The organism is Streptomyces sp. NPDC057543 (genome assembly GCF_042801895.1).
Classification (GTDB): Bacteria; Actinomycetota; Actinomycetes; order Streptomycetales; family Streptomycetaceae; genus Streptomyces.
Map to the genome: position 1 here is coordinate 1 of NZ_JBHVFF010000144.1, position 20,883 is coordinate 20,883.

Genomic DNA, 20,883 nt, shown 5'->3' on the forward strand with positions numbered 1-20,883 from the left:
GGGCGGGTCTCCTCGACCCGCCCCCGGGGCGTATCCGCTTCACCGCTGGAAGAGGCGGCGTCGTACGTGTGTACAAGTCGTCCACCCCCGTGTGGGTGATCCTTCCATCGGGGCGCAGTATGCGTCCTGGCGCATGACTACACTTCTCCACACATACACGCGTCAGGCCCACAGTGTCGTGCGTCTTCCACGCGGCAAGCCCCTCCACCGCCTGCGGCCGTCGGGACGGCCGTCCGCACTGGACCTGTGAGGACTCACGTGAGCTCGAAACCTGTCGTACTCATCGCTGAAGAGCTGTCGCCTGCCACGGTTGACGCCCTGGGCCCGGATTTCGACATCCGGCACTGCAACGGCGCGGACCGCGCCGAGCTCCTCCCCGCGATCGCCGATGTCGACGCCATCCTGGTGCGCTCCGCCACCAAGGTCGACGCCGAGGCCATCGCCGCCGCGACGAAGCTGAAGGTCGTCGCCCGCGCCGGCGTCGGTCTGGACAATGTCGACGTCTCCGCCGCAACCAAGGCCGGCGTGATGGTCGTCAACGCGCCGACCTCCAACATCGTCACCGCCGCCGAGCTGGCCTGCGGTCTGCTGGTCGCCACCGCGCGCAACATCCCGCAGGCCAACACCGCCCTGAAGAACGGCGAGTGGAAGCGCTCCAAGTACACCGGCGTCGAGCTGAGCGAGAAGATCCTCGGCGTCGTCGGCCTCGGCCGCATCGGCGTCCTGGTCGCGCAGCGCATGTCGGCCTTCGGCATGAAGATTGTCGCGTACGACCCCTATGTGCAGCCCGCGCGCGCCGCCCAGATGGGCGTCAAGCTCCTGTCGCTGGACGAGCTGCTCCAGGTCTCCGACTTCATCACCGTGCACCTGCCCAAGACCCCCGAGACGCTCGGCCTGATCGGCGACGAGGCGCTGCACAAGGTGAAGCCCTCGGTGCGCATCGTCAACGCCGCGCGCGGTGGCATCGTCGACGAGGAGGCGCTCGCCTCGGCCCTCAAGGAGGGCCGGGTCGCCGGTGCCGGTCTCGACGTGTACGCGAAGGAGCCCTGCACGGACTCCCCGCTGTTCGGGTTCGACCAGGTCGTCTGCACCCCGCACCTCGGTGCCTCCACCGACGAGGCCCAGGAGAAGGCCGGCATCGCGGTCGCCAGGTCCGTGCGCCTCGCCCTCGCCGGTGAGCTCGTGCCGGACGCGGTCAACGTCCAGGGCGGCGTGATCGCCGAGGACGTGCGCCCGGGCCTGCCGCTCGCCGAGAAGCTCGGCCGGATCTTCACCGCGCTCGCGGGCGAGGTCGCGGTCCGTCTCGACGTCGAGGTGTACGGCGAGATCACCCAGCACGACGTCAAGGTGCTCGAACTCTCCGCGCTCAAGGGCGTCTTCGAGGACGTCGTCGACGAGACCGTGTCGTACGTGAACGCCCCGCTCTTCGCGCAGGAGCGCGGTGTCGAGGTCCGCCTCACCACCAGCTCCGAGTCGCCGGACCACCGCAACGTGGTCACCGTCCGTGGCACGCTCTCGGGCGGCGAGGAGGTCGCGGTCTCCGGCACACTGGCCGGACCCAAGCACCTCCAGAAGATCGTCGCCGTCGGCGAGTACGACGTGGACCTGGCGCTGGCCGACCACATGGTGGTGCTGCGCTACGAGGACCGCCCCGGTGTCGTCGGCACGGTCGGCCGGATCCTCGGTGAGGCCGGTCTGAACATCGCGGGCATGCAGGTCTCGCGGACGGGTGCGGGCGGCGAGGCGCTGGTCGTGCTCACCGTCGACGACGACGTCCCGGCGTCGGTGCTCGCCGAGATCTCCTCGGAGATCGGGGCCGCGTCGGCCCGTACGGTGAACCTGACCGACTGACAAAGGCCCGAGGGCTCCGCGTACCCGGCATCTAGACGTGCGTCTTACACAAACGTCTGCATGCCGGGTACGCTGCGTTCATGGGACATCGTGAGGATCTGCTCGAAGGCGCCAAGCGCTGCCTGCTGGAGAAGGGGTACGCCCGGACGACGGCGCGCGACATCGTGGCCGCATCCGGGACGAACCTCGCCTCCATCGGCTACCACTACGGATCCAAGGAAGCCCTGCTCAACCTCGCCTTCCTCAAGGTGACGGAGGAGTGGGGCGATGTGCTCACCGAGCAGCCGGACGAGGCTGTGGGCAGCGACGCCGACGGCGGGTCCCGGGCGCCGCTGGACCAGTTCCGCGACACCTGGGAACGGGTGATCGACAGCTATGAGCAGACCCGGTCCGTCTGGCAACTCCAGATGGAGGTCGTCTCCCGGATCGACCAGGACCCGGAATTGCGGAAGGCCCTCGTGGGCCCGCAGCGTGAGGGCCGTGACGGGCTCGCCGAGAACATGCTCGGCATCGATCCGGAGGCGGACCCGGAGAAGGCGCGGGTGGCCGGGCTGTTCTGCCAGGCACTGCTCGCGGGTGTGATGGTGCAGTGGCTGATGGACAGTGAATCCGCGCCATCCGCCCAGGACTTGACGGACGGTCTGAAGGCAGTGCTGGAGGGGCGGGTGGGCCAGTAGGGCCGGGGGTGCGCGGCGGGGCGGCGGCCGCGGATGCCGCGGACGCGCGGCGCCGGTGACGCGGCCTCGGTGACGGTCCTCATGGGGCCCACACGGGGTCGATGTTGGGCCCTGAGGCCCATGACGCGCGCGGGGGCCCGACCCTAGGGTGAGTGACTGTCATGGCACTCACTGACGCCGGGGGGCGGGGCACGTATGTCTGCTATGGGTGGCATACCGGTTCCTGAAGGTCCGGCGCAGGGGAGTGCGGGGCGGCGGGAGCTTCCGCGCCCGCTCAATACGGTGCGAGTGCTGCTCCTCGTGCTGTTCGGGGCGACCGTCCTGGGCGCGCTCGGCCTCTTCGGTTCCGCGCTCGCGGTGGACGCGCTGGGCGCCGAAGTCATCGGCATCCTGCTGTACGCCGCCGCGCCGGGAATCATCGGCGTGCTGCTGGCGCGGCACGTACGGACCGGCGGCAAGCGGGTCTGGTGGGGACTGGTCGCCGTCCAGGTGTGGCTGGTCCTCGGCGGCGTGGCCAACATCGGAGACGGGTCGGCACACGGCTTCACCCAGTTGCTGCTGCCGGTCCTGATCCTGGTCTTCCTCACCCGGCAGCAGAGCCGGGCGTGGTTCCTGCTGCCGCCGGGGGAACGGGGCGAGCGGCCGAAGTTCTCGCTTCCGCACATGATCACCTGGCGTCGGGACCGGGGACAGACGGCCCTGGAGTACCTGGGCCTGGTGCTGATCGTGGTCGCGCTGATCGCGGCCATGGCGCTGAGCGGCGTCGGCGGCCGGATCACCGCGGAGCTCCAGTCGGCGATCTGCTCGCTGAGCGGCTACTCGTGCCCCGCCTCCGGCGACGGCACGGGCCGGGTCGAGGCGGGCGGCGGCCAGGACGGCGGCGCCGCGGCCGGCGGAGCCGCCGGGGGAAGCGCCGCGGGCGCGGACGGCGGCACGACGGTCACGGGCGGTACCGGCTCGAAGGGTGGTACGAACGGCGGCCCGGCCGGCAGCAGTGGCGGTGGCGATGCGAGCGGCGGGAACGCGGCCGGGGGGAACGGCAGCGCGAGCGGCGGGAACGCGGCCGGTGGGAGCGGCAGCGCGAGCGGCGGGAGCGCGGCCGGGGGCTCCTCCGGCGATACGAGCGTGAGCGGCGGCACCGGGGGGCCCGACGACGGCCGTCCGGGCAGCGGGGTCGACACCTATCCCGAGAACGGCGAGGAGCCCGAAGCCGACTACGACGTACCCGCGTCCGACAAGGACGACAAGGGGAACGACCAGGGCGGCGGGGACAAGGCCGGGAAAGAGGACTGCGGAGGCTGGGGCTTCTTCGGCTGCGCCTGGGACCGCACGACCCAGGTCGTCAAGGGGCTCGCGGTCGACGGGGTCTGGGGCGACGTCACCGGGATCATCGACCTCTTCAAGCCCGAGACGTGGTCCGGCATCGCGGACTACGGCAAGCAACTCGGCAACCAGTGGATGCAGGACTCCAAGGACGCCGGCGACAAGTGGGGCGACGGCGACTACCTCGGCGCGGTCTGGGACTGGGGCAAGGCGTCGGTCAACACCGTGGTGAAGGTCGGCGACGACGTCTTCGTCGGCGACGAGGTCCGCGACCGCTGGAACAACGGCGAGAAGACCCGTGCCGTCACCGATGTCGTCTGGAACATCGGCTCCTTCTTCATCCCCGGCTACGACGTGGCGAAGGTCGTCGGCAAGGTCGGCAAGCTCGGCAAGCTGGGCAAGGTCGCCGAGAAGGTGGCGGAGGCCGCCGAAGACGCGGGGGCCGCGGCCCGCCGCGCCCGCAAGGCCGCCGAGCTCGGAGACCTCGACGGGGTCCGCAAGGCCGCCAAGGAGGCCGACGACGCCGCGGACGCGGCGGAGGACGCGGCGCGCCGGACCGGCTGCGTCATCGCTTCCGGGCCGCCCCTGGTGCGTTATGGGGGCAGAACCGCGGGCGTCGGTGGCTCCGGCACCGGTGTGCTGGCCTCCGGTGCGGCCGACCGGGTCGTCCTCGCGGACGGCGGGTGCGACGAGGCGGCCAAGGCCGAGGCTGCTCAGGCGCGCGCCCAGGAACGGGCGGCGCACCTGGAGCAGAAGCGTCTGGAGGAGCCGGAGCGCGCCCGCAAGGCCGAGCTGGAGAAGAAGAAGTACCCGGAGCCGGAGCGCAACGACACCTCGGACCCGCGCAACTACAACCCGCCGTCCTGGGGCAAGGACCTCAAGGACCACAAGCTCGGCGACGCCGACCTGGGCGACGGCTACTGGGCCAGCCGCGACCGCAACCCCGCACCCAACTGGAAGAACGAGTCCTGGCTGCGGTACCAGGAGCAGATCACCGGCACCAACCGGGGCCAGGAGTACGTCGTACCGCACCCCAAGGAGGGCAAGCCGGCCGTGGAGTACGACGGCTGGGACTCGAGCAGGCAGACCTTCCTGGAGGCCAAGAACGGCTACCGCAGCTATCTGTCCCAGACCGAGCAGGGCGCGCTCACGAAGTCCGGCAAGGACAAGTTCATCGCCGAGGCGCAGGCCCAGGTGGAGGCGGCCGGCGGCCGGGCGGTGGAGTGGCACTTCTCCGACCCGGACGTGGCCAAGGCGGCCCGTCAGGCGTTCCGCGACGAGCAGTTGCCGATCAAGGTCGTCTACAGCAAGCCGAAGCCGAACGACAGCACCAGGAAACCGGGTGCCTTCGACGAGTAGCCTGCACGCAGCGGCGCCCGGCGGCGCCGGGGCACGCGAGCCCGGCGTGATCCGAACGAGAGGCCCTGGGGCCTGTCCGGTGGATCACGGCCGGGGTCGCGACGCCTGGCACGGCACCTCGCGGCGTTGCCGAAACGTCCGAACAGCTCCTTCCCCGAGCTCTCGACTCGGTTCGAGCACGGGAGGTCCCGCTTCAGGACGTTCCGGCGCTCTGCGACGCACCGCACCGGACGCCGTGCCCTGTTCGACCCTGATCCGCCGGACAGGCCCCGGGCGCCACACCCGACGGACGAAGCTCGACGGAGGAAAGTGCATGCGACGTGTAGTGCGGGGCTTCTGGGGCCCCCGTCCGGAGTCGGCCGAAGCGCTCGCCGGACGCTGGAAGCGGACGCTGGACGGGCTCACGGAACTGCTCCCCGAAGCGGCGTCGGCGAGCGGCGCGACCGGAGTCGGACCCTGGCGGCACGTCCACGGCTCCGGGCCCGGGACCGACCTGCCGGCGGACGAGGGGGCGCTGCTCGGCGCCCTGCGCGTGGTGCAGGCGGCCGAGGACTGGTCCGACCTCACGGGCACCGCGCTGCGGCTGGTCCGCACGGGTGCGCCCGGCTGGCAGACGGAGATCAGTGGACTGGGCGGGGGCGCCCCGGAGTTCCTGCTCCAGTCGCTCGTGGTGACAGTCCACTCGCCGGACGGGGCCGAGGTTCCCGAGGCCGAACTCCTCGCCGTCCTCGCCCGGGTGTGGGAGCCGGACTTCGGTGACGTGAGCGACAACGACGTGCTCGACGCACTGGAGGACGACGCCGGGTTCTCCATCGGCGATCCCGTCGTGGGCCGGGTCGGATACCTCTCCCCGGGCCGGGCGGCCCTCCTCCCGGACAGTCTGAAGGCGGCCCGGGAGGAACTGCCCGGCGGCGGCGTGCTCCTGCACATCGCGGGCCCCGGCGCGAGCGCGGAGGTGGTGACGGCCTACGAGCGGCTCCGCGAGGCCGGAGCGCTCGATCCGCTGCCCCGCCCGATGGACCGGGCCGTCCTGTGAGCGTCCGCGCCGGGGAGACCTTCGCCGCGGCCCGTGCGCTGGCCGACATCGAGGCGCTGCTGGCCGGCCCCGTGCCGGTGACCGGGCCCACCGCGGCCGAGGGGGATCCGGAGACGGGGGAGTGGACCGCGACCGGCGGCGAGGGCTTCCGCGTCATCCCACTCTGGGAGGGCGACCCGCTGACCGGGGTGTACGCCCCCGAGTGGAACGACGCCGAGGACGCGGCCGAGGCACATCTCGCCGCCCTCGTCTGGGAACTGGACCGCAGATGGGGCCCGCACCGTGCGGTGCCGCTGCACCTGCCGCTGCTGCGCCGGCAGGAGGGCGCCCCCGTCGAGCCGCTGTTCGACGCGCTGTTCGACGAGGATCTCTACGGCGATCTGTCCGTCTGGGGCCCGGTCGGCGGCACGGACCGCTGGGTGGGCGTGAGCGTGGGGCACAGCGACGGCGACGCGCCGCTGGTGCTGGCGGCCCTGGTCAGTACCCGGCCGGTCACCGTCCCGGACGAGCGCTGAGGGCTGCCCCGACGGCGTCGGCGCGTAGTCAGAGCCGGGCGCCCTTGAGCGCCATGTGCAGCAGCAGCCGGTCCTCGCCATCGTTGAGATCGAGGCCGGTGAGCTGCTGGACCCGGGAGAGCCGGTAGTAGAGCGTCTGGCGGTGGATGCCGAGCGCCGCGGCCGTCCGGGACGCCTGGCCCGCGCAGTCGAGGAACACTTCGGCGGTGCGGGCCAGATCCTTGTGCGGCGGGGAGAGCAGGGCGCGCACCGCCGTGTCCGCGGCCACCTCGGCGGGGAGTGCGGTCAGCAGCCGGTACGGGCCGATCGCCGACCACTCGGCGACCGGTCCGAAGCGGGCTTCGGCCGCCGCCGCGCGGGCCGCGGCCGACGCCTCGTGCCAGGCCGCCGCCAGCTCCGCCAGACCCCGGCGGGGCACCGCGACCCCGGCCGTGGCGCCCCGGTCCGCCGCGGAACGCAGCCGGTCGGCGGCGGTCAGTGCCGGATCGAGGACATCGGTGGAGCGCAGCCGGACGAGTGCGGCGAGCGAGGCGGCCCGGGCGGTCCCCGGGGCCGGTACCGAGGTCAGCGCCGCAGCCGAGGGCACCGTACGGACCGACGGCGGATCGTCGGTCCACGGGGTCACGCACACCAGCGTGTGCAGCCCCTCCGCGTCCCGGCCCAGCGCCTCGCGCAACGCGGCCACCGCCATGTCGCGCTGCCAGCCCCGCACGGCGGTGAGGACCGCACCGAACTCCCGGGACAGGTCCGTGCCGGCCCGCGCCTCATCGGAGAGCAGCCCCCCGATCCGGGCCGCCACCTCCATCGCCGCGTTCAGCTGCTGGTCGGTCGGCCCGGGGTCCGCGTCCAGCAGCCACACGTAACCCAGCACGACACCCCGGTGGCGCACGGGCAGACAGATCCGCCCCCGGAACACCCCGGCCTCCGGGGCGGCCGGAATGCGGACCGGGCCGGTTGCGCGGGCGATGCCGAAGCCCTCGAACCAGGCGCGGACCGCGGGGGTGGAGCGCCTGGTCAGGATCGAGCGGGTGCGGACCGGGTCCATCGCCGTGTCGTCGTCGCTGTCGTGGGCGCCGAAGGCGACCAGGCCGAAATCCCGGTTCTCGAGCGTCGCGGGGGCGCCGAGCAGCCCGGAGATCTCGTCGACCAGCTCCTGGTAATCGCCCTTCACCCGGCCATTCTCGCACCGCCTCAGACATATGTCTGAGAACCCGGGAACGGATGCGTGACAGCTGTCGATGGCACACGATCGGAGGGATCCTTAGATTTCACGGTGGTTCTCCGTGCTGTACCGCTTTGTTCCCCCTCTGCCGGTACGGCCTTCGTTCGTACTTTCCGTGGAGGTGCCCCGTGCTGGGTCCCGTGATTCTCGCCGCGTCCCGCAGCGACAGGATGCGCCGTTTCATCTCGGCCGCACCTGGCACCAAGCAGGTCGTCGACCGGTTCATCGCCGGTGAGACCGTCGACCAGGTCGTCCCGGTCATCGAGGACGCCGCCGACAAGGGCCTCGAAGTCACGCTCGACGTGGTGGGCGAGGACATCACCACCCCCGAGCAGGCAGCCGCCGCCCGCGACGCCTACCTCGAACTGGTGGGCCGCCTCAAGGACCTGGGCCTGGGCACCAAGGCCGAGATGTCCATCAAGCTCTCCATGTTCGGCCAGTCGCTGGACGGCGGCCACGAGCTGGCCCTCGCCAACGTCCGCCCGGTCGTCGAGGCCGCCGCCGCGATCGGCACCACGGTCACGCTGGACGCCGAGGACCACACCACCCTCGACTCGATGTTCGCCATCCACGAGGAGCTGCGGAAGGACTTCCCGCAGACCGGCTGTGTGATCCAGGCGTACCTGTTCCGCACCGAGGACGACGCCCGCCGCCTGGCCGCCGCCGGCAGCCGCGTCCGCATCGTGAAGGGCGCCTACAAGGAGCCCGCGTCCGTCGCGTACCAGGACAAGGCCGAGATCGACAAGGCGTACGTCCGCATCCTGAAGACCCTGATGGACGGCGAGGGCTACCCGATGATCGGGTCGCACGACCCGCGTCTGATCGCCATCGCCCAGGAACTGGCCCGCAAGGCGGGGCGCAAACTGGACGAGTACGAGTTCCAGATGCTGTACGGCATCCGCAGCGACGAGCACCTCCGGCTCGCGGCCGAGGGCCACCGGATGCGCGTCTACACCGCGTACGGCACGGACTGGTACGGCTACTTCATGCGCCGTCTCGCGGAGAAGCCGGCGAACCTGCTGTTCTTCGGCCGCTCCATCCTCACCAAGGGCTGACCCGCCCGCCCCGCTGCCCCCACCCCGCTGAAGCAAGGAGACAAGGCACTCATGGACGCTGTGACCCAGGTCCCCGCGCCGGTCAACGAGCCGGTCCACTCCTACGCCCCGGGCTCCCCGGAGCGCGCCCGCCTGGAGGCGAAGCTGAAGGAGCTCAGCCAGAACCCGATCGACCTGCCGATGACCATCGGCGGCGAGAAGCGGATGGGCGGCGGCGAGCGCTTCGACGTCGTACAGCCGCACAACCACAAGGCCGTCATCGGTACGTTCGCGGGCGCCACGCAGCAGGACGCCCAGGACGCGATCGACGCCGCCCTGGCCGCCGCCCCGGCCTGGCGCGCGATGTCCTTCGACGACCGCGCCGCGATCATCCTGCGCGCCGCCGAGCTGCTGTCCGGCCCGTGGCGCGAGACGCTGGCCGCGTCGACGATGCTCGGCCAGTCGAAGACCGCCCAGCAGGCCGAGATCGACACCCCCTGCGAGCTCGTCGACTTCTGGCGCTTCAACGTGCACTACGCGCGCCAGATCCTGGCCGAGCAGCCCCCGGCGAACTCGCCGGGCGTGTGGAACCGCATGGACCACCGCCCGCTGGAGGGCTTCGTCTACGCGATCACGCCGTTCAACTTCACGGCCATCGCGGGCAACCTGCCCACCGCCCCGGCCCTCATGGGCAACGTCGTGGTGTGGAAGCCGTCCCCGACGCAGACCCACGCCGCCGTGCTGCTGATGCAGCTCCTGGAAGAGGCGGGTCTGCCCAAGGGCGTCATCAATCTGGTGACCGGTGACGGCATCGCCGTCTCCGAGGTGGCCCTGAACCACCGCGACCTGGCCGGTATCCACTTCACCGGTTCGACCCCCACCTTCCAGCACCTGTGGAAGACGGTCGGCAACAACATCGCCAACTACCGCACCTACCCGCGGCTCGTCGGCGAGACCGGCGGCAAGGACTTCGTCGTCGCCCACCCGTCGGCCGACCACGCCGTCCTGAAGACCGCGCTCACCCGTGGCTCCTTCGAGTTCCAGGGCCAGAAGTGCTCGGCGTCCTCCCGCGCCTACGTTCCGGCCTCCATCTGGAACTCCGGTTTCAAGGAGAAGTTCGCGGCGGAGGTCGACTCCATCACCATGGGTGACGTCACCGACCTGTCGAACTTCATCGGTGCCGTCATCGACGAGCGCTCGTTCGCCAAGAACAAGGCCGCGATCGACCGCGCCAAGTCCGACCCGTCCTGCACGATCATCGCGGGCGGCACGTACGACGACTCGGTGGGCTACTTCGTCCGCCCGACCGTCATCGAGTGCAGCGACCCGGAGAACGAGGTCTTCACGACCGAGTACTTCGGCCCGATCCTCGCCGTGCACGTCTACGAGGACGACAAGTACGACGCGATGCTGGAGCAGATGGAGTCGGTCTCCGACTACGCGCTGACCGGTTCCGTCATCGCGGGCGACCGCGCCGCGGCCGCGCACACGATGGAGAAGCTGCGGTACGCCGCGGGCAACTTCTACATCAACGACAAGTCGACCGGTGCCGTCGTCGGCCAGCAGCCCTTCGGTGGTGGCCGCGCCTCGGGTACGAACGACAAGGCGGGCGCCCCGCAGAACCTGCAGCGCTGGACCCTGACCCGGGCCATCAAGGAGACGCTGGTCCCGCCGACCGACTACACCTACCCCCACCAGGGCTGACCCCCCACCAGGGCTGACTCCCTACCAGGGCTGACCCCCCACCAGGGCTGACTCCCTACCAGGGCTGACCCCCTACCAGGGCTGACCCCTCCGGGGCGCCGCACCCCCGGCGCCCCACCACGATTTCCGCCTCCCGCCCGGTTCCCCTGCCGGCCGGGAGGCGGTTTCCATTTCCGGGCCCGGCCGCGGTTCCGGGGGTGGGTTCGGATTTCCACGAGCACCTGGCCGAGGGACTTCCGTACCAGGTCCGGTACCTGGCAGTCGTCGGCCGCATACCCGACCGGGATCACCATATGGGCCTTGCCGGGGTCCGCTGCGGGCGGTAGGGACCGGACGGTAGGGGGCACGCCATGCGTGGGAGTCCCATGCGGGTACGGCTGTGGTGTCGAGCCTGTCGGCAGTCCGGCGGTGCCGGCAAGTCCGGACCAGAGGGCTGTCGGACAGAATCGGCGCACGCGGCCGGCCGGTGTGGAGCGGCCGGTCCGTGGTGCGGGTCTGCCCACCGGTCTGCCCCTCCGGTGCGGTGACCGGGTCGCACGGTGTCAGCCGGGGAGTGTCAGGCGGAAGGTGGTGTGTCCCGGGCGGCTGGTGACGGCAACGGTTCCGCCGTGGGCGGTGATGACGGCGTGGACGATGGCGAGGCCGAGACCGGTGCTTCCGGTATTGCGGGAGCGCGCGTGGTCGGCGCGGACGAAGCGCCCGAAGACCTCCGGCTGGAGCTCTTCGGGGATGCCCGGCCCGTTGTCGCTCACGCGCACGGCGACACCGGCTCGATCGGCGGTGAGGGTGATGGTCACCTCGGTGCCGGGCGGGGTGTGGGTGCGGGCATTGGCGAGGAGGTTGCCGATGGCCTGCTGGAGCCGGTGGGCGTCGCCGGTGACGGTGACCGGTTCTTCGGGGAGGTCGAGGAGCCAGCGGTGGCCGGGGCCGACGGCGCGTGCGTCGTCCGTCGCGTTCAGGATCAGCAGGGTCAGATCGACCGGCTCGTGTCCGAGGGGGCGCCCGGCGTCCAGCCGGGCGAGGAGGAGCAGGTCGTCGACCAGGCAGGTCATGCGCTGCGACTCGCCTTCGATGCGTTCCAGGGCATGGCGGACGGCGCCGGGAACGGGGCCTTCGTGGCGCAGGGCGAGTTCGGCGTGGCCCCGGATGTTGGCGACGGGGGTGCGAAGTTCGTGGCTGGCGTCGGCGGCGAAGTGCCGGAGTCGTTCCTCGCCGGCCTGGCGCCGGGTGAGAGCGTCCTCGATGTGGCCGAGCATGTGGTTGAGGGCGGTGCCGACCTGGCCGACCTCGGTGCGGGGGTCGGTGTCGGGAAGCGGCCCCGGCATGGCGACCTCGCCGCTCGCGAGCGGCAGCCCGGCCACCTCCGCGGCCCGGGCCGTGACCCGCTGGAGGGGGCGCAGGGAGATCCGCACCCACAGGGCCCCGGCGACGCCGGTGACCGTGAGGGCAGCGCCGAACAGCGCGGCTTCGACCGCTTCGAGGCGGTGAACGGTCTCTTCCACCGGGTGCAGGGGCAGCCCGGTGATCAGGGTGTCCTGGTCGTCGCCCTGGACAGCCGTGACGCGGTAGATCCCCAGAGCGGAGAGGCGGATGCTGTGTCCGCGTCCGTCAGCGGGGACCCCCGCCAGGGCGCGGCGGTCCCCGGGGGCGAGGGGGAGCGGGCGGTCGCTCGTGTCGTCGACGACGGCGGCCTGGGTGACGGAGCCGTTCACGAGGCGGGCGCCGAAGGTCGATTCGGCCTGGCCCCGGGTGTCGGGACGGTTGTCGGCGTCGGGCTTGGCCTCGTGTTCCAGGCTGGCGGCGAACCGGCCGCCGGACGCCGAGAGCTGCTCGTCCAGGCGCCCCACCAGAAAGCCTCGCAGGGCGAGGGCGATGGTGATGCCGACGGCGAGGCAGGTGAGGGCGAGCAGGGTGACGAGTCCGGCGGTGAGCTGGCCGCGCAGAGTGCGGGGTGCTGGGCGTCTCACGGGGAATCCGGCTTGAGGACGTAACCGACGCCACGCACGGTGTGGATCATCGGGGTGCGTCCCGCGTCGATCTTCTTGCGCAGGTAGCTGATGTAGAGCTCGACGACGTGCGCGCGGCCGCCGAAGTCGTAGGCCCAGACCCGGTCGAGGATCTGGTCCTTGGACAGGACTCTGCGCGGGTTGCGCATGAGGAAGCGCAGGAGCTCGAACTCGGTCCGGGACAGGTCGACAGTGGTCCCGCCGCGTCTGACCTCCCTGGCTTCCTCGTCCATGGTGAGGTTCCCGACGGTGAGCCGGTGTCCCCCCGGCTCGGCGGTCATGCCGGCCCGCCGGAGCAGCCCGCGCAGCCGGGCCAGGACTTCTTCCAGGCTGTAGGGCTTGGTGACGTAGTCGTCGCCGCCGGCGGTGATGCCGGCGATGCGGTCCTCGACCGCGTCGCGGGCGGTCAGGAACAGCACGCACACGCTGGGTGCCTCGCCTCTGAGCGCGCGCAGGACCTGCAGGCCGTCGAGGTCGGGCAGCATCCAGTCCAGGACCACCGCGTCGGGCCGGAAATCACGGGCGGTCGCGAGCGCGGCCGCGCCGTCGGCGGCGGTGCGGACCTGCCAGCCCTCGCTGGTCATGACGCCGGCCAGGACATCGGTGACGTCGGGTTCGTCGTCGACGACGAGGACCCGCACGGATCCTCCGTCGGGGCGGTGCAGAAGCGATGTCGTACGCGGCTCGTCCATGGTTCTTTCAGGTTCCCCCGGCGAGGGCCGTAGTGGGGCGGGTGGTGTCTGTGAGATTCCTCTGAATCGGCGCCGAGGGTGGCCGGAGGGGCGGATTCAGAAGGAACGCAGAGGTTGGGCTGTGAGGCTGGCCGCCCATCGCCGGAGCGAGTCCTATCCGGAGGAGCCCATGACCACCACGTTCACCGGCACCACGTACGAGAGCCGCGGGATGCGCCATCGGCGTCCGCGCCGCAGCTTTGTGCCGTTCCTCGCGCCGCTGGTGATCGGGGCCGGTGCCGCGGGTGTGCTGGCCCTGTGGTGGAGCGACACGACTTCGGTGGTCGGCCCGGCCGGCTGGCTGACCGGGGCGGGGCGCATCACGGGGCTGCTGGCCGGGTACGCCTGCGCGGTGCTGCTGGCCCTGATGGCCCGCGTTCCGCTGCTGGACCACGCCATCGGAACCGACCGGCTCGCCCGCTGGCACGCCCTGGGTGGCCGTTGCACCATCTCCCTGGCCCTCGCCCACACCCTGCTGATCATCTGGGGCTACTCACTGACCTCCCACACCGACGTGGTCGACCAGACCTCCACGCTCGTCCTGCACTACCCCGACCTCCTCAAGGGCACGGCCGGCTTCCTGCTGTTCCTGGCCACCGGAGTCCTCTCGGCCCGCGCGGCCCGCCGCAAGCTGAGTTACGAGACCTGGCACTACCTGCACTTCGCCACCTACCTGGCCGTCTTCCTCACCTTCGGACACCAGCTCTCCAACGGAGCCGACTTCGTCGGCAACCGTCCTGCCCAGATCGCCTGGTACACGCTGTTCCTCGGCGTCGCCGTGCTGGTCGCCTGGTACCGGTTCGCCGTGCCGCTGCGGTGCGGGCTGCGCCACCGCCTGCGCGTGACCGAGGTCCGGCCCGAAGCGCCGGGCGTGGTCTCCGTCCACCTCACCGGCGAACACCTCGACGAGCTGGGGGGCGAGCCGGGGCAGTTCCTGCGCTGGCGCTTCATGACCCGCGGTCTGTGGTGGACCGCCAACCCGTACTCCCTCTCCGCCCCCGCGCACCCCGGTCGTCTGCGCATCACGGTGAAGACCGCCGGTGGCCACAGCGCCGCCCTCGCCCGCCTGGTGCCCGGCACCCGGGTGTGGGCGGAGGGGCCGTACGGCGGCTTCACCGCGAACCGACGCACCTCTCCCAAGGTCCTGCTCCTGGCCGGCGGCGTCGGCATCACCCCCTTGCGCACGCTCTTCGAGACGCTGCCGGGACAGGTGACCCTCGTCTACCGGGCCCGCCGTACCGACGACCTCGCCCTGCGCGGCGAAATCGACGCGATAGCCGCCCACCGACGGGCCACCGTGCACTACGTCGTCGACGAACCGGCCGGATACTCCTCCCCTCTCACCGCCCGGGGCCTGAGCGCGCTGGTGCCGGAACTCGCCGCGCACGACGTGTACCTCTGCGGTCCGCCCGGCATGACACAGGCCGCGATCCAGGCCCTGCGCGACGCCGGAGTCCCGGCACGAAGCATCCACCACGAGTCGTTCGCGTTCTGAGGAGAACCACCATGCGCCGAGCCGTCCTCGCCACCACCGGGATCAGCGCCCTCGTCGTCGCGCTGCTCGCCCTCAAGCCGCACCAGTACCCGGCCCTCGCCGGGGTGGCTCCCCGTTCCCCGACGGACTCCTCCTCCCCGCACACCCCCGCGGGCACCTCGTCGGGCACATCCACCGGCACCGGCACATTCACCGGCGAACCCATCGACACTCCCTACGGGGCCGTGCAGGTCGCCGCCACCCTCTCCCGGGGAAGGATCACTGCCGTCAAGGTTCTCCAGGCCCCGGACCAGAACGGCCGCGACCAGCAGATCGCCTCCTACGCGCTGCCCCGTCTCACGCAGGAAGCGATCGGCGCCCAGAGCGCGCACATCGACGCCGTAACCGGCGCCAGCTACACCAGTCAGGGCTACATCCAATCCCTGCAGAGCGCCCTGGACCGGGCTCATGCCTGACACCGCACACGGGCTGCGCCACGTCGAACACGTCATGGGCACCGTCTTCTCCTTCGACATCCGCGACGAGCCCACCCCGGCCATCCACCGCGCCCTCGCCGAGGCCGTGCGTCAACTTCACCGGGTCGACGCCGTGTTCTCCACCTACCGGCCCGACAGCCACATCAGCCGCCTCGACCGCGGCGAGATACACCTGGACGACTGCCCTCCCGAAGTCCACGAAGTGCTGTCCCTCTGCGCGCAAGCCGGCCACGTCACCAACGGCTGGTTCAGCATCGTCCCGGCCGGTGTCCTGGACCCCTCCGGACTCGTCAAGGGCTGGGCCACGGAAGCCGCGTCCCAACTGCTCCACGAAGCCGGCGCGCACCACACCTGCGTCAACGGCGGAGGCGACCTCCAACTCCGCGGCCGGGCAACCCCCGGCACCCCCTGGCGCGTCGGCATTGCCCACCCGCTGCGCCCCGGTGAACTGGCCACCGTCATCACCGCACGCCACGACCTGGCCGTCGCCACCTCGGGCACCGCCGAACGCGGCGCCCACATCCTCGACCCGCACAGCGGCACACCCGCCACCACGTTCGCCTCCCTCACCGTCATCGGGCCCCGGCTGACCACGACCGATGCCTACACGACCGCGGCGTTCGCCAGAGGCGAGGACGCACGGGACTGGCTGGAAGCACTGGACGGCCACGAGGCACTCGCCGTCCTGCCCGACGGCCGGACATGGCAGACGTCAGGATTCAGCCGGTACGGATCATGAGGCAGGACGCGGACTCGTGCCCTCGAGCAGGGAACGGGGCCCGCACCTTTGCCCGGCCCCGCTCACCAGGAATCATCGGCCACCAGGAATCACCGACGCTTGACCGCTGCCGACAGGACGGCGAAACGTTCGCCCTGTCCGCGCAGGTTCACAACCCTGGAGGCCGAGACACATGACGGAGCCGACGCTGCGCACCGCGCACACCTACCGCCTGGCCCCGGCCGCCCTCGACGAGATCCGCGCCTTCCTGGACACCGCCTTCGAGGGCGGCTTCAGCGACGACGACTGGGACCACGGCCTCGGCGGCATCCACGCGTACGTACGGGACGGCGGCGGGCTGCTCGCACACGGCAGCGTCGTCCAGCGCCGGGTCATCCACGAGGGTCGCTCGTACCGGATCGGCTACGTGGAGGCCGTGGCCGTGCGCGCCGACCGCCGCCGGGAGGGGCTCGGGGGCCGGGTGATGGCCGCGCTGGAGGAGGTCGTCGACGGGGCGTACGCCTTCGGGGCCCTGTCCGCGTCGGCCGCCGGGGCCCCGCTCTACGCCGGGCGCGGCTGGCGGGTGTGGCCGGGGCGCATCGCCGTACAGGCAAGGCACGGGGTGGAGCGGCTGCCGGAGGAGGAGGGCAGCACGTATGTCCGGCCCACGGCCGGCCACGCGCTGCCCGCCGCCTCCGGCACGCTGGTCTTCGACTGGCGGGACGGCGACGTGCTGTGACCGGAGCCGGCCGCGCCGGGCAATCTCCTGCAGCGCGCCCGTGTCCCGGGCCGTCCGCACCGACGGGTACAGCGGCCGGTGCCCCAGTTCGTCGCGGGCCCGCAGATTGACGTCAGCCCGTACCAGGGGTCGGGGTCGATCCGGTCCGCCAGGCCGGCCGACAGCGGCACCCTGTTGAGCTGGTGCAGCTCCACCGCCGTGACCGGGGCGTCGTCCGAGAAGTGCAGGAATTCGGGCAGCGCGTGTGACGGGCCGGCCTCGCCGACGTGCCCGGCCGGTCCTGTCACCGCTTCTGAGCAGGCACGATCGCCCGCTGTCCGGGCGCGGGGCCGGGAACCGGGGGCGGGCGGCCGTAAACCTCCGTCTCAGATAGTAGGAAGTCCGAGTAATTGTGGAGACAGACCGGCCGAGCTGTCCTAACTTTGTATAAGCCGAACGTCTCGCTAGATCCAGCGACTGGCGGTCGTGAGCGCGCGCCCCTGTGCAGGCAACCCCTGCGGCGCCCGCTCCCCGCCCCTTCCGGCGCCTCGAAATCCCGATCTCGACATCACTTTCACGGTTTTTCGATCTCGAAATCCTCGCGATCTCAAGGAGTCGATCCATCATGGCCGAGACGACTGTCCGCCGCGTCCGTCACACCCACCGCCCGACCGAGTCGGAGCGCCGCAATGCCGCCGCCGCCCTGCAGCGGGCCCTCGACCGCAGGGACAACGGCGGCTCCACGGGCCACTGAGACCAGCCGTCGAGGCCGGCCGCCCGGTCGGTGCTCAGCCGCGGCTGATCTCGAAGTGGTCGATGCGCTCGCCCGACTCGGCGAGTGCGGTGACCTTCATCCGGGCATGCCGTCCGGGCTCCACCTCCACCGCCAGGAACGAGAAGCCGGTATAACGCACCCGGGACCACTCCACGGCCCCGGGTGCCCTTCCGCCGCCTTGACCACGTGGTACGTGTTCACGCTGTCCCGGTCCTCGACGTGTCCCTCGTACGTGTCCGGTGCCGGGAAGTTGTACAGCGCCTGCCCGCGCCGTCCACCGTGACGTACACGATGCCGTCCCGCGTCGGGTCGGTGCGCTCGCCGATCGGCACCTTGCGCCGGACCGCGTTCTTCGGGATCGCGTCCGTGCGCTCGTAGACATGGTTGTGGCCGTTGATGACCAGGTCCACCTGGTGCTTCTCGAAGAGCGGCACCCACGCGTCGCGCACCCCGACGTCCGACGTGTGCGCGTTGGTCGTCGAGAAGGCGCCGTCGAATGGGCGAACGTACAGTTCACCACGTGTCCGCATGGTGGACGTGACGTGTCATGACGTGGGACGCGCAGTAAGGTGCGGGCATGTCTCGCAGCATCAATCTCGCAGTGATCCCCGGTGACGGTATCGGCCAGGAGGTCGTGGCCCAGGGCCTCAAGGTCCTCAACGCTGTTCTCCCGCAGGATGTGAAGCTGGAGACCAAGGAGTACGACCTCGGCGCCCGGCGCTGGCACCGTACCGGTGAAACCCTCCCGGACGAGGAGTTGGCGGCCCTCAGGGGTCACGACGCCATCCTGCTCGGCGCGATCGGCGACCCCTCCGTGCCGTCCGGCGTCCTGGAGCGCGGGCTCCTGCTGAAGCTGCGGTTCGCCTTCGACCACTTCATCAACCTGCGGCCGTCGAAGCTGTTCCCGAACACGGCGACGCCGCTGGCCGGCCGCCCGGACATCGACTTCGTCGTCGTCCGCGAGGGAACCGAGGGCCCGTACACGGGCAACGGCGGTTCGCTGCGCACCGGTACGCCGGCCGAGGTCGCCACCGAGGTCAGCGTCAACACCGCTTATGGTGTCGAGCGCGTCGTCCGTGACGCCTTCGAGCGGGCCGACGCCCGCCCTCGCAAGAAGCTGACGCTCGTTCACAAGAACAACGTCCTCGTGTACGCGGGCCACCTGTGGAAGAACACCTTCGACAAGGTCGCGGCCGAGTACCCCGAGGTCACCACCGACTACCTGCACGTCGACGCCGCGACGATCTTCTTCGTCACCCAGCCGGAGCGTTTCGACGTCATCGTCACCGACAACCTCTTCGGTGACATCCTCACCGACCTCGCCGCTGCCGTGACCGGCGGCATCGGCCTGGCGGCGTCCGGCAACATCAACCCGACGGGCAGCTTCCCGTCGATGTTCGAGCCGGTCCACGGCTCTGCCCCCGACATCGCGGGACAGGGCAAGGCCGACCCGACCGCCACGATCCTCTCCGTCGCCCTCCTGCTGCGCCACCTCGGCTACGAGGCCCAGGCCGTGCGCATCGAGGACGCCGTCTCCGCCGACCTCGCGGAGCGCGACGGTATGGCTCGTACGACCGACCAGATCGGCGACGCGCTCGCGGTACGCGTAGCGAGCTGACCCGACGACTCCAATTTTCGAAGCCGCCGGGTCGCAAACCGCACCCGGCGGCTTCTCCTATGCGGTCCCGGGTGCCACCATCGACCACTGGACCGCATTCGCGTCATTTCGTGCACGGCCACCCGGGAGCGATAATCGAACGGGGCCGTCGCTCGCGGTTTGGACCGACCGGCACATGGAGGGTGGGAGAAGGAGCGGGATCTGGCGCGTGCAGCTGCAAGGCGGAGGACTGAGGCATGGCGGAGCCATGGCGACTGACGACAACGCCGCAGACGCGCGCACCGGACCCCGTGACGCCGCCCTCCATGTGTCGGCCGGTCCAAGGCTCGGACGTCCTAGCACCTGTCTGACAGGAGCGACGTGAGCGCGGTCCAACACACACAACCGGTGAAGGACACGCACACATGACGACGCCCACGATCGAGCTCAAGCCCTCCTCGAACCCGCTGTCCGACGCGGAGCGCGAAGCGATCCTGGTCAAGCCCGGATTCGGCCGCTACTTCACCGATCACATGGTGACGATCCGGTGGACCGAGGGCCGCGGCTGGCACGACGGCCAGCTCGTCCCCTACGGCCCGCTCTCCCTCGACCCCGCGACCACCGTCCTGCACTACGCGCAGGAGATCTTCGAGGGCCTCAAGGCATACCGCCAGCCCGACGGCGGCGTCGCCACGTTCCGCCCCGAGGCGAACGCCAAGCGCTTCCAGGCCTCGGCGCACCGGCTGGCCATGCCGGAACTGCCCGTCGAGACGTTCATCGAGGCGTGCGACGTGCTGGTCCAGCAGGACAAGGCATGGGTTCCGGCGCACGGCGGCGAGGAGTCGCTCTACCTGCGTCCGTTCATGGTCGCCACCGAGGTCGGCCTCGGCGTGAAGCCCGCCAACGAGTACCTCTTCATCGTCATCGCCTCGCCCGCCGGCGCCTACTTCCCCGGTGGCGTCAAGCCGGTCTCCATCTGGCTCTCCGAGAACCGCGTCCGCGCCGTCCCCGGCGGCATGGGCGACGCCAAGACCGGCGGCAACTACGCCGCGTCCCTCCTCGCCCAGGCCGAGGCCGCCGAGCAGGGCTGCGACCAGGTCGCCTACCTCGACGCGGTCGAGCACAAGTGGGTCGAGGAGCTAGGCGGGATGAACCTGTACTTCGTGTACGGGAACAAGATCGTCACTCCGGCCCTGACCGGCTCGCTGCTCGCCGGTGTCACCCGTGACTCGCTGCTCAAGGTCGCCCGCGACCTCGGCTACGAGTCCGAGGAGGGCCGCGTCTCCATCGACCAGTGGCGTGCCGACACCGAGAACGGCAGCCTCACCGAGGTCTTCGCCTGCGGCACCGCCGCCGTCATCACCCCCGTCGGCATCGTGAAGTCCGCGGGCGGCGAGTGGACCCAGAGCGACGGCGCGCCCGGCGAGGTCACGGTGAAGCTGCGTGAGCGCCTGCTGGACATCCAGCGCGGCGTCACCGAGGACACCCACGGCTGGATGCACCCGCTCGGCTGAGCCACGGTCCCGTACAGCGACGGTCCCGTACAGCGACGTCCCGTACAGCGACGTCCCGTACCGCGACGGTCCTGTACAGCCACGGTCCCGTACCGCGACGTCCCGTAGCGCGACGCCCGCCCCGGCAGCAGC

17 protein-coding genes and 2 pseudogenes are annotated in these 20,883 nt (G+C 71.2%); 14 read left to right on the plus strand and 5 right to left on the minus strand.

All coding sequences use genetic code 11. The features are described 5' to 3' along the window. Positions 1–258: 258 nt before the first annotated feature. From serA to ACFU8Q_RS23220, 5 genes are all read left to right on the plus strand, one after another. Positions 259–1,851 (plus strand): phosphoglycerate dehydrogenase, encoded by a 1,593-nt coding sequence (gene serA, locus ACFU8Q_RS23200; protein ID WP_384456980.1) that lies wholly within the window; start codon positions 259–261, stop codon positions 1,849–1,851. An 80-nt stretch (positions 1,852–1,931) separates the two neighbouring features. Continuing rightward, positions 1,932–2,528: a TetR/AcrR family transcriptional regulator gene (locus tag ACFU8Q_RS23205; RefSeq protein WP_384456982.1), complete on the plus strand. Its 597-nt coding sequence runs from the start codon at positions 1,932–1,934 to the stop codon at positions 2,526–2,528. Between the two features lie 195 nt (positions 2,529–2,723). Then, a complete protein-coding gene (locus tag ACFU8Q_RS23210) occupies positions 2,724–5,210 on the plus strand; it encodes a Tox-REase-5 domain-containing protein (protein WP_384456983.1) in 2,487 nt (828 codons plus the stop codon). Between the two features lie 313 nt (positions 5,211–5,523). After that, positions 5,524–6,246: a hypothetical protein gene (locus ACFU8Q_RS23215; protein ID WP_384456985.1), complete on the plus strand. Its 723-nt coding sequence runs from the start codon at positions 5,524–5,526 to the stop codon at positions 6,244–6,246. Continuing rightward, entirely contained in the window at positions 6,243–6,761 is a 519-nt protein-coding gene (locus ACFU8Q_RS23220; protein ID WP_384456987.1) for a hypothetical protein, read from the plus strand. The genes ACFU8Q_RS23215 and ACFU8Q_RS23220 overlap by 4 nt, the downstream gene beginning before the upstream one ends. A 28-nt stretch (positions 6,762–6,789) precedes the next feature. Here the strand turns inward: ACFU8Q_RS23220 and ACFU8Q_RS23225 are convergent, their stop codons facing one another. Then, positions 6,790–7,932 carry a PucR family transcriptional regulator gene (locus ACFU8Q_RS23225; protein ID WP_384456989.1) on the minus strand — a complete coding sequence of 381 codons (1,143 nt, stop codon included), beginning with the start codon at positions 7,930–7,932 and terminating at the stop codon, positions 6,790–6,792. Positions 7,933–8,111: 179 nt separating this feature from the next. Here ACFU8Q_RS23225 and ACFU8Q_RS23230 point away from each other — a divergent pair, with 179 nt between their 5' ends. Together ACFU8Q_RS23230 and pruA are read left to right on the plus strand one after the other, a co-directional pair. After that, positions 8,112–9,038 (plus strand): proline dehydrogenase family protein, encoded by a 927-nt coding sequence (locus ACFU8Q_RS23230; protein WP_384456991.1) that lies wholly within the window; start codon positions 8,112–8,114, stop codon positions 9,036–9,038. Between the two features lie 51 nt (positions 9,039–9,089). Continuing rightward, positions 9,090–10,721, plus strand: coding sequence for an L-glutamate gamma-semialdehyde dehydrogenase (gene pruA / locus ACFU8Q_RS23235; protein ID WP_384456993.1), 1,632 nt, complete (start codon positions 9,090–9,092; stop codon positions 10,719–10,721). 206 nt (positions 10,722–10,927) lie between these two features. Here the strand turns inward: pruA and ACFU8Q_RS23240 are convergent. From ACFU8Q_RS23240 to ACFU8Q_RS23250, 3 genes and pseudogenes are all read right to left on the minus strand, one after another. Beyond that, positions 10,928–11,023: pseudogene (locus ACFU8Q_RS23240) on the minus strand (nitroreductase family protein); the annotation flags it as partial. A 240-nt stretch (positions 11,024–11,263) separates the two neighbouring features. Beyond that, on the minus strand, positions 11,264–12,688 hold the full coding sequence (locus ACFU8Q_RS23245) for a sensor histidine kinase (protein ID WP_384456995.1): 1,425 nt from the start codon (positions 12,686–12,688) through the stop codon (positions 11,264–11,266). Further along, positions 12,685–13,419 (minus strand): response regulator transcription factor, encoded by a 735-nt coding sequence (locus ACFU8Q_RS23250; RefSeq protein ID WP_384456997.1) that lies wholly within the window; start codon positions 13,417–13,419, stop codon positions 12,685–12,687. Before ACFU8Q_RS23250 ends, ACFU8Q_RS23245 begins: the two co-directional genes overlap by 4 nt. Positions 13,420–13,588: 169 nt before the next feature. On the opposite strand from ACFU8Q_RS23250, the gene ACFU8Q_RS23255 reads away from it, so the two are divergent. The 5 genes from ACFU8Q_RS23255 (at position 13,589) to ACFU8Q_RS23275 (ending at position 17,619) form a co-directional block, all read left to right on the plus strand. Next, positions 13,589–14,953: a ferric reductase-like transmembrane domain-containing protein gene (locus ACFU8Q_RS23255; protein WP_384456999.1), complete on the plus strand. Its 1,365-nt coding sequence runs from the start codon at positions 13,589–13,591 to the stop codon at positions 14,951–14,953. Positions 14,954–14,964: 11 nt separating this feature from the next. Continuing rightward, positions 14,965–15,408 carry an FMN-binding protein gene (locus ACFU8Q_RS23260; RefSeq protein WP_384457001.1) on the plus strand — a complete coding sequence of 148 codons (444 nt, stop codon included), beginning with the start codon at positions 14,965–14,967 and terminating at the stop codon, positions 15,406–15,408. Beyond that, complete coding sequence (locus ACFU8Q_RS23265; RefSeq protein ID WP_384457003.1) at positions 15,401–16,168, plus strand: FAD:protein FMN transferase; 768 nt, start codon at positions 15,401–15,403, stop codon at positions 16,166–16,168. The genes ACFU8Q_RS23260 and ACFU8Q_RS23265 overlap by 8 nt, the downstream gene beginning before the upstream one ends. Before the next feature lie 172 nt (positions 16,169–16,340). Next, complete coding sequence (locus ACFU8Q_RS23270; RefSeq protein ID WP_384457005.1) at positions 16,341–16,886, plus strand: GNAT family N-acetyltransferase; 546 nt, start codon at positions 16,341–16,343, stop codon at positions 16,884–16,886. A 604-nt stretch (positions 16,887–17,490) separates the two neighbouring features. Further along, a complete protein-coding gene (locus tag ACFU8Q_RS23275; RefSeq protein ID WP_266748797.1) occupies positions 17,491–17,619 on the plus strand; it encodes a hypothetical protein in 129 nt (42 codons plus the stop codon). Between the two features lie 34 nt (positions 17,620–17,653). Here ACFU8Q_RS23275 and ACFU8Q_RS23280 read toward each other — a convergent pair. Beyond that, a pseudogene (locus ACFU8Q_RS23280) lies at positions 17,654–18,128 on the minus strand (phosphoesterase); the annotation flags it as partial. An 89-nt stretch (positions 18,129–18,217) separates the two neighbouring features. Between ACFU8Q_RS23280 and ACFU8Q_RS23285 the strand changes: the two are divergent. After that, complete coding sequence (locus ACFU8Q_RS23285) at positions 18,218–19,258, plus strand: 3-isopropylmalate dehydrogenase (RefSeq protein WP_384457008.1); 1,041 nt, start codon at positions 18,218–18,220, stop codon at positions 19,256–19,258. 404 nt (positions 19,259–19,662) lie between these two features. Continuing rightward, entirely contained in the window at positions 19,663–20,751 is a 1,089-nt protein-coding gene (locus ACFU8Q_RS23290; protein ID WP_384457010.1) for a branched-chain amino acid aminotransferase, read from the plus strand. Positions 20,752–20,883: the final 132 nt, after the last annotated feature.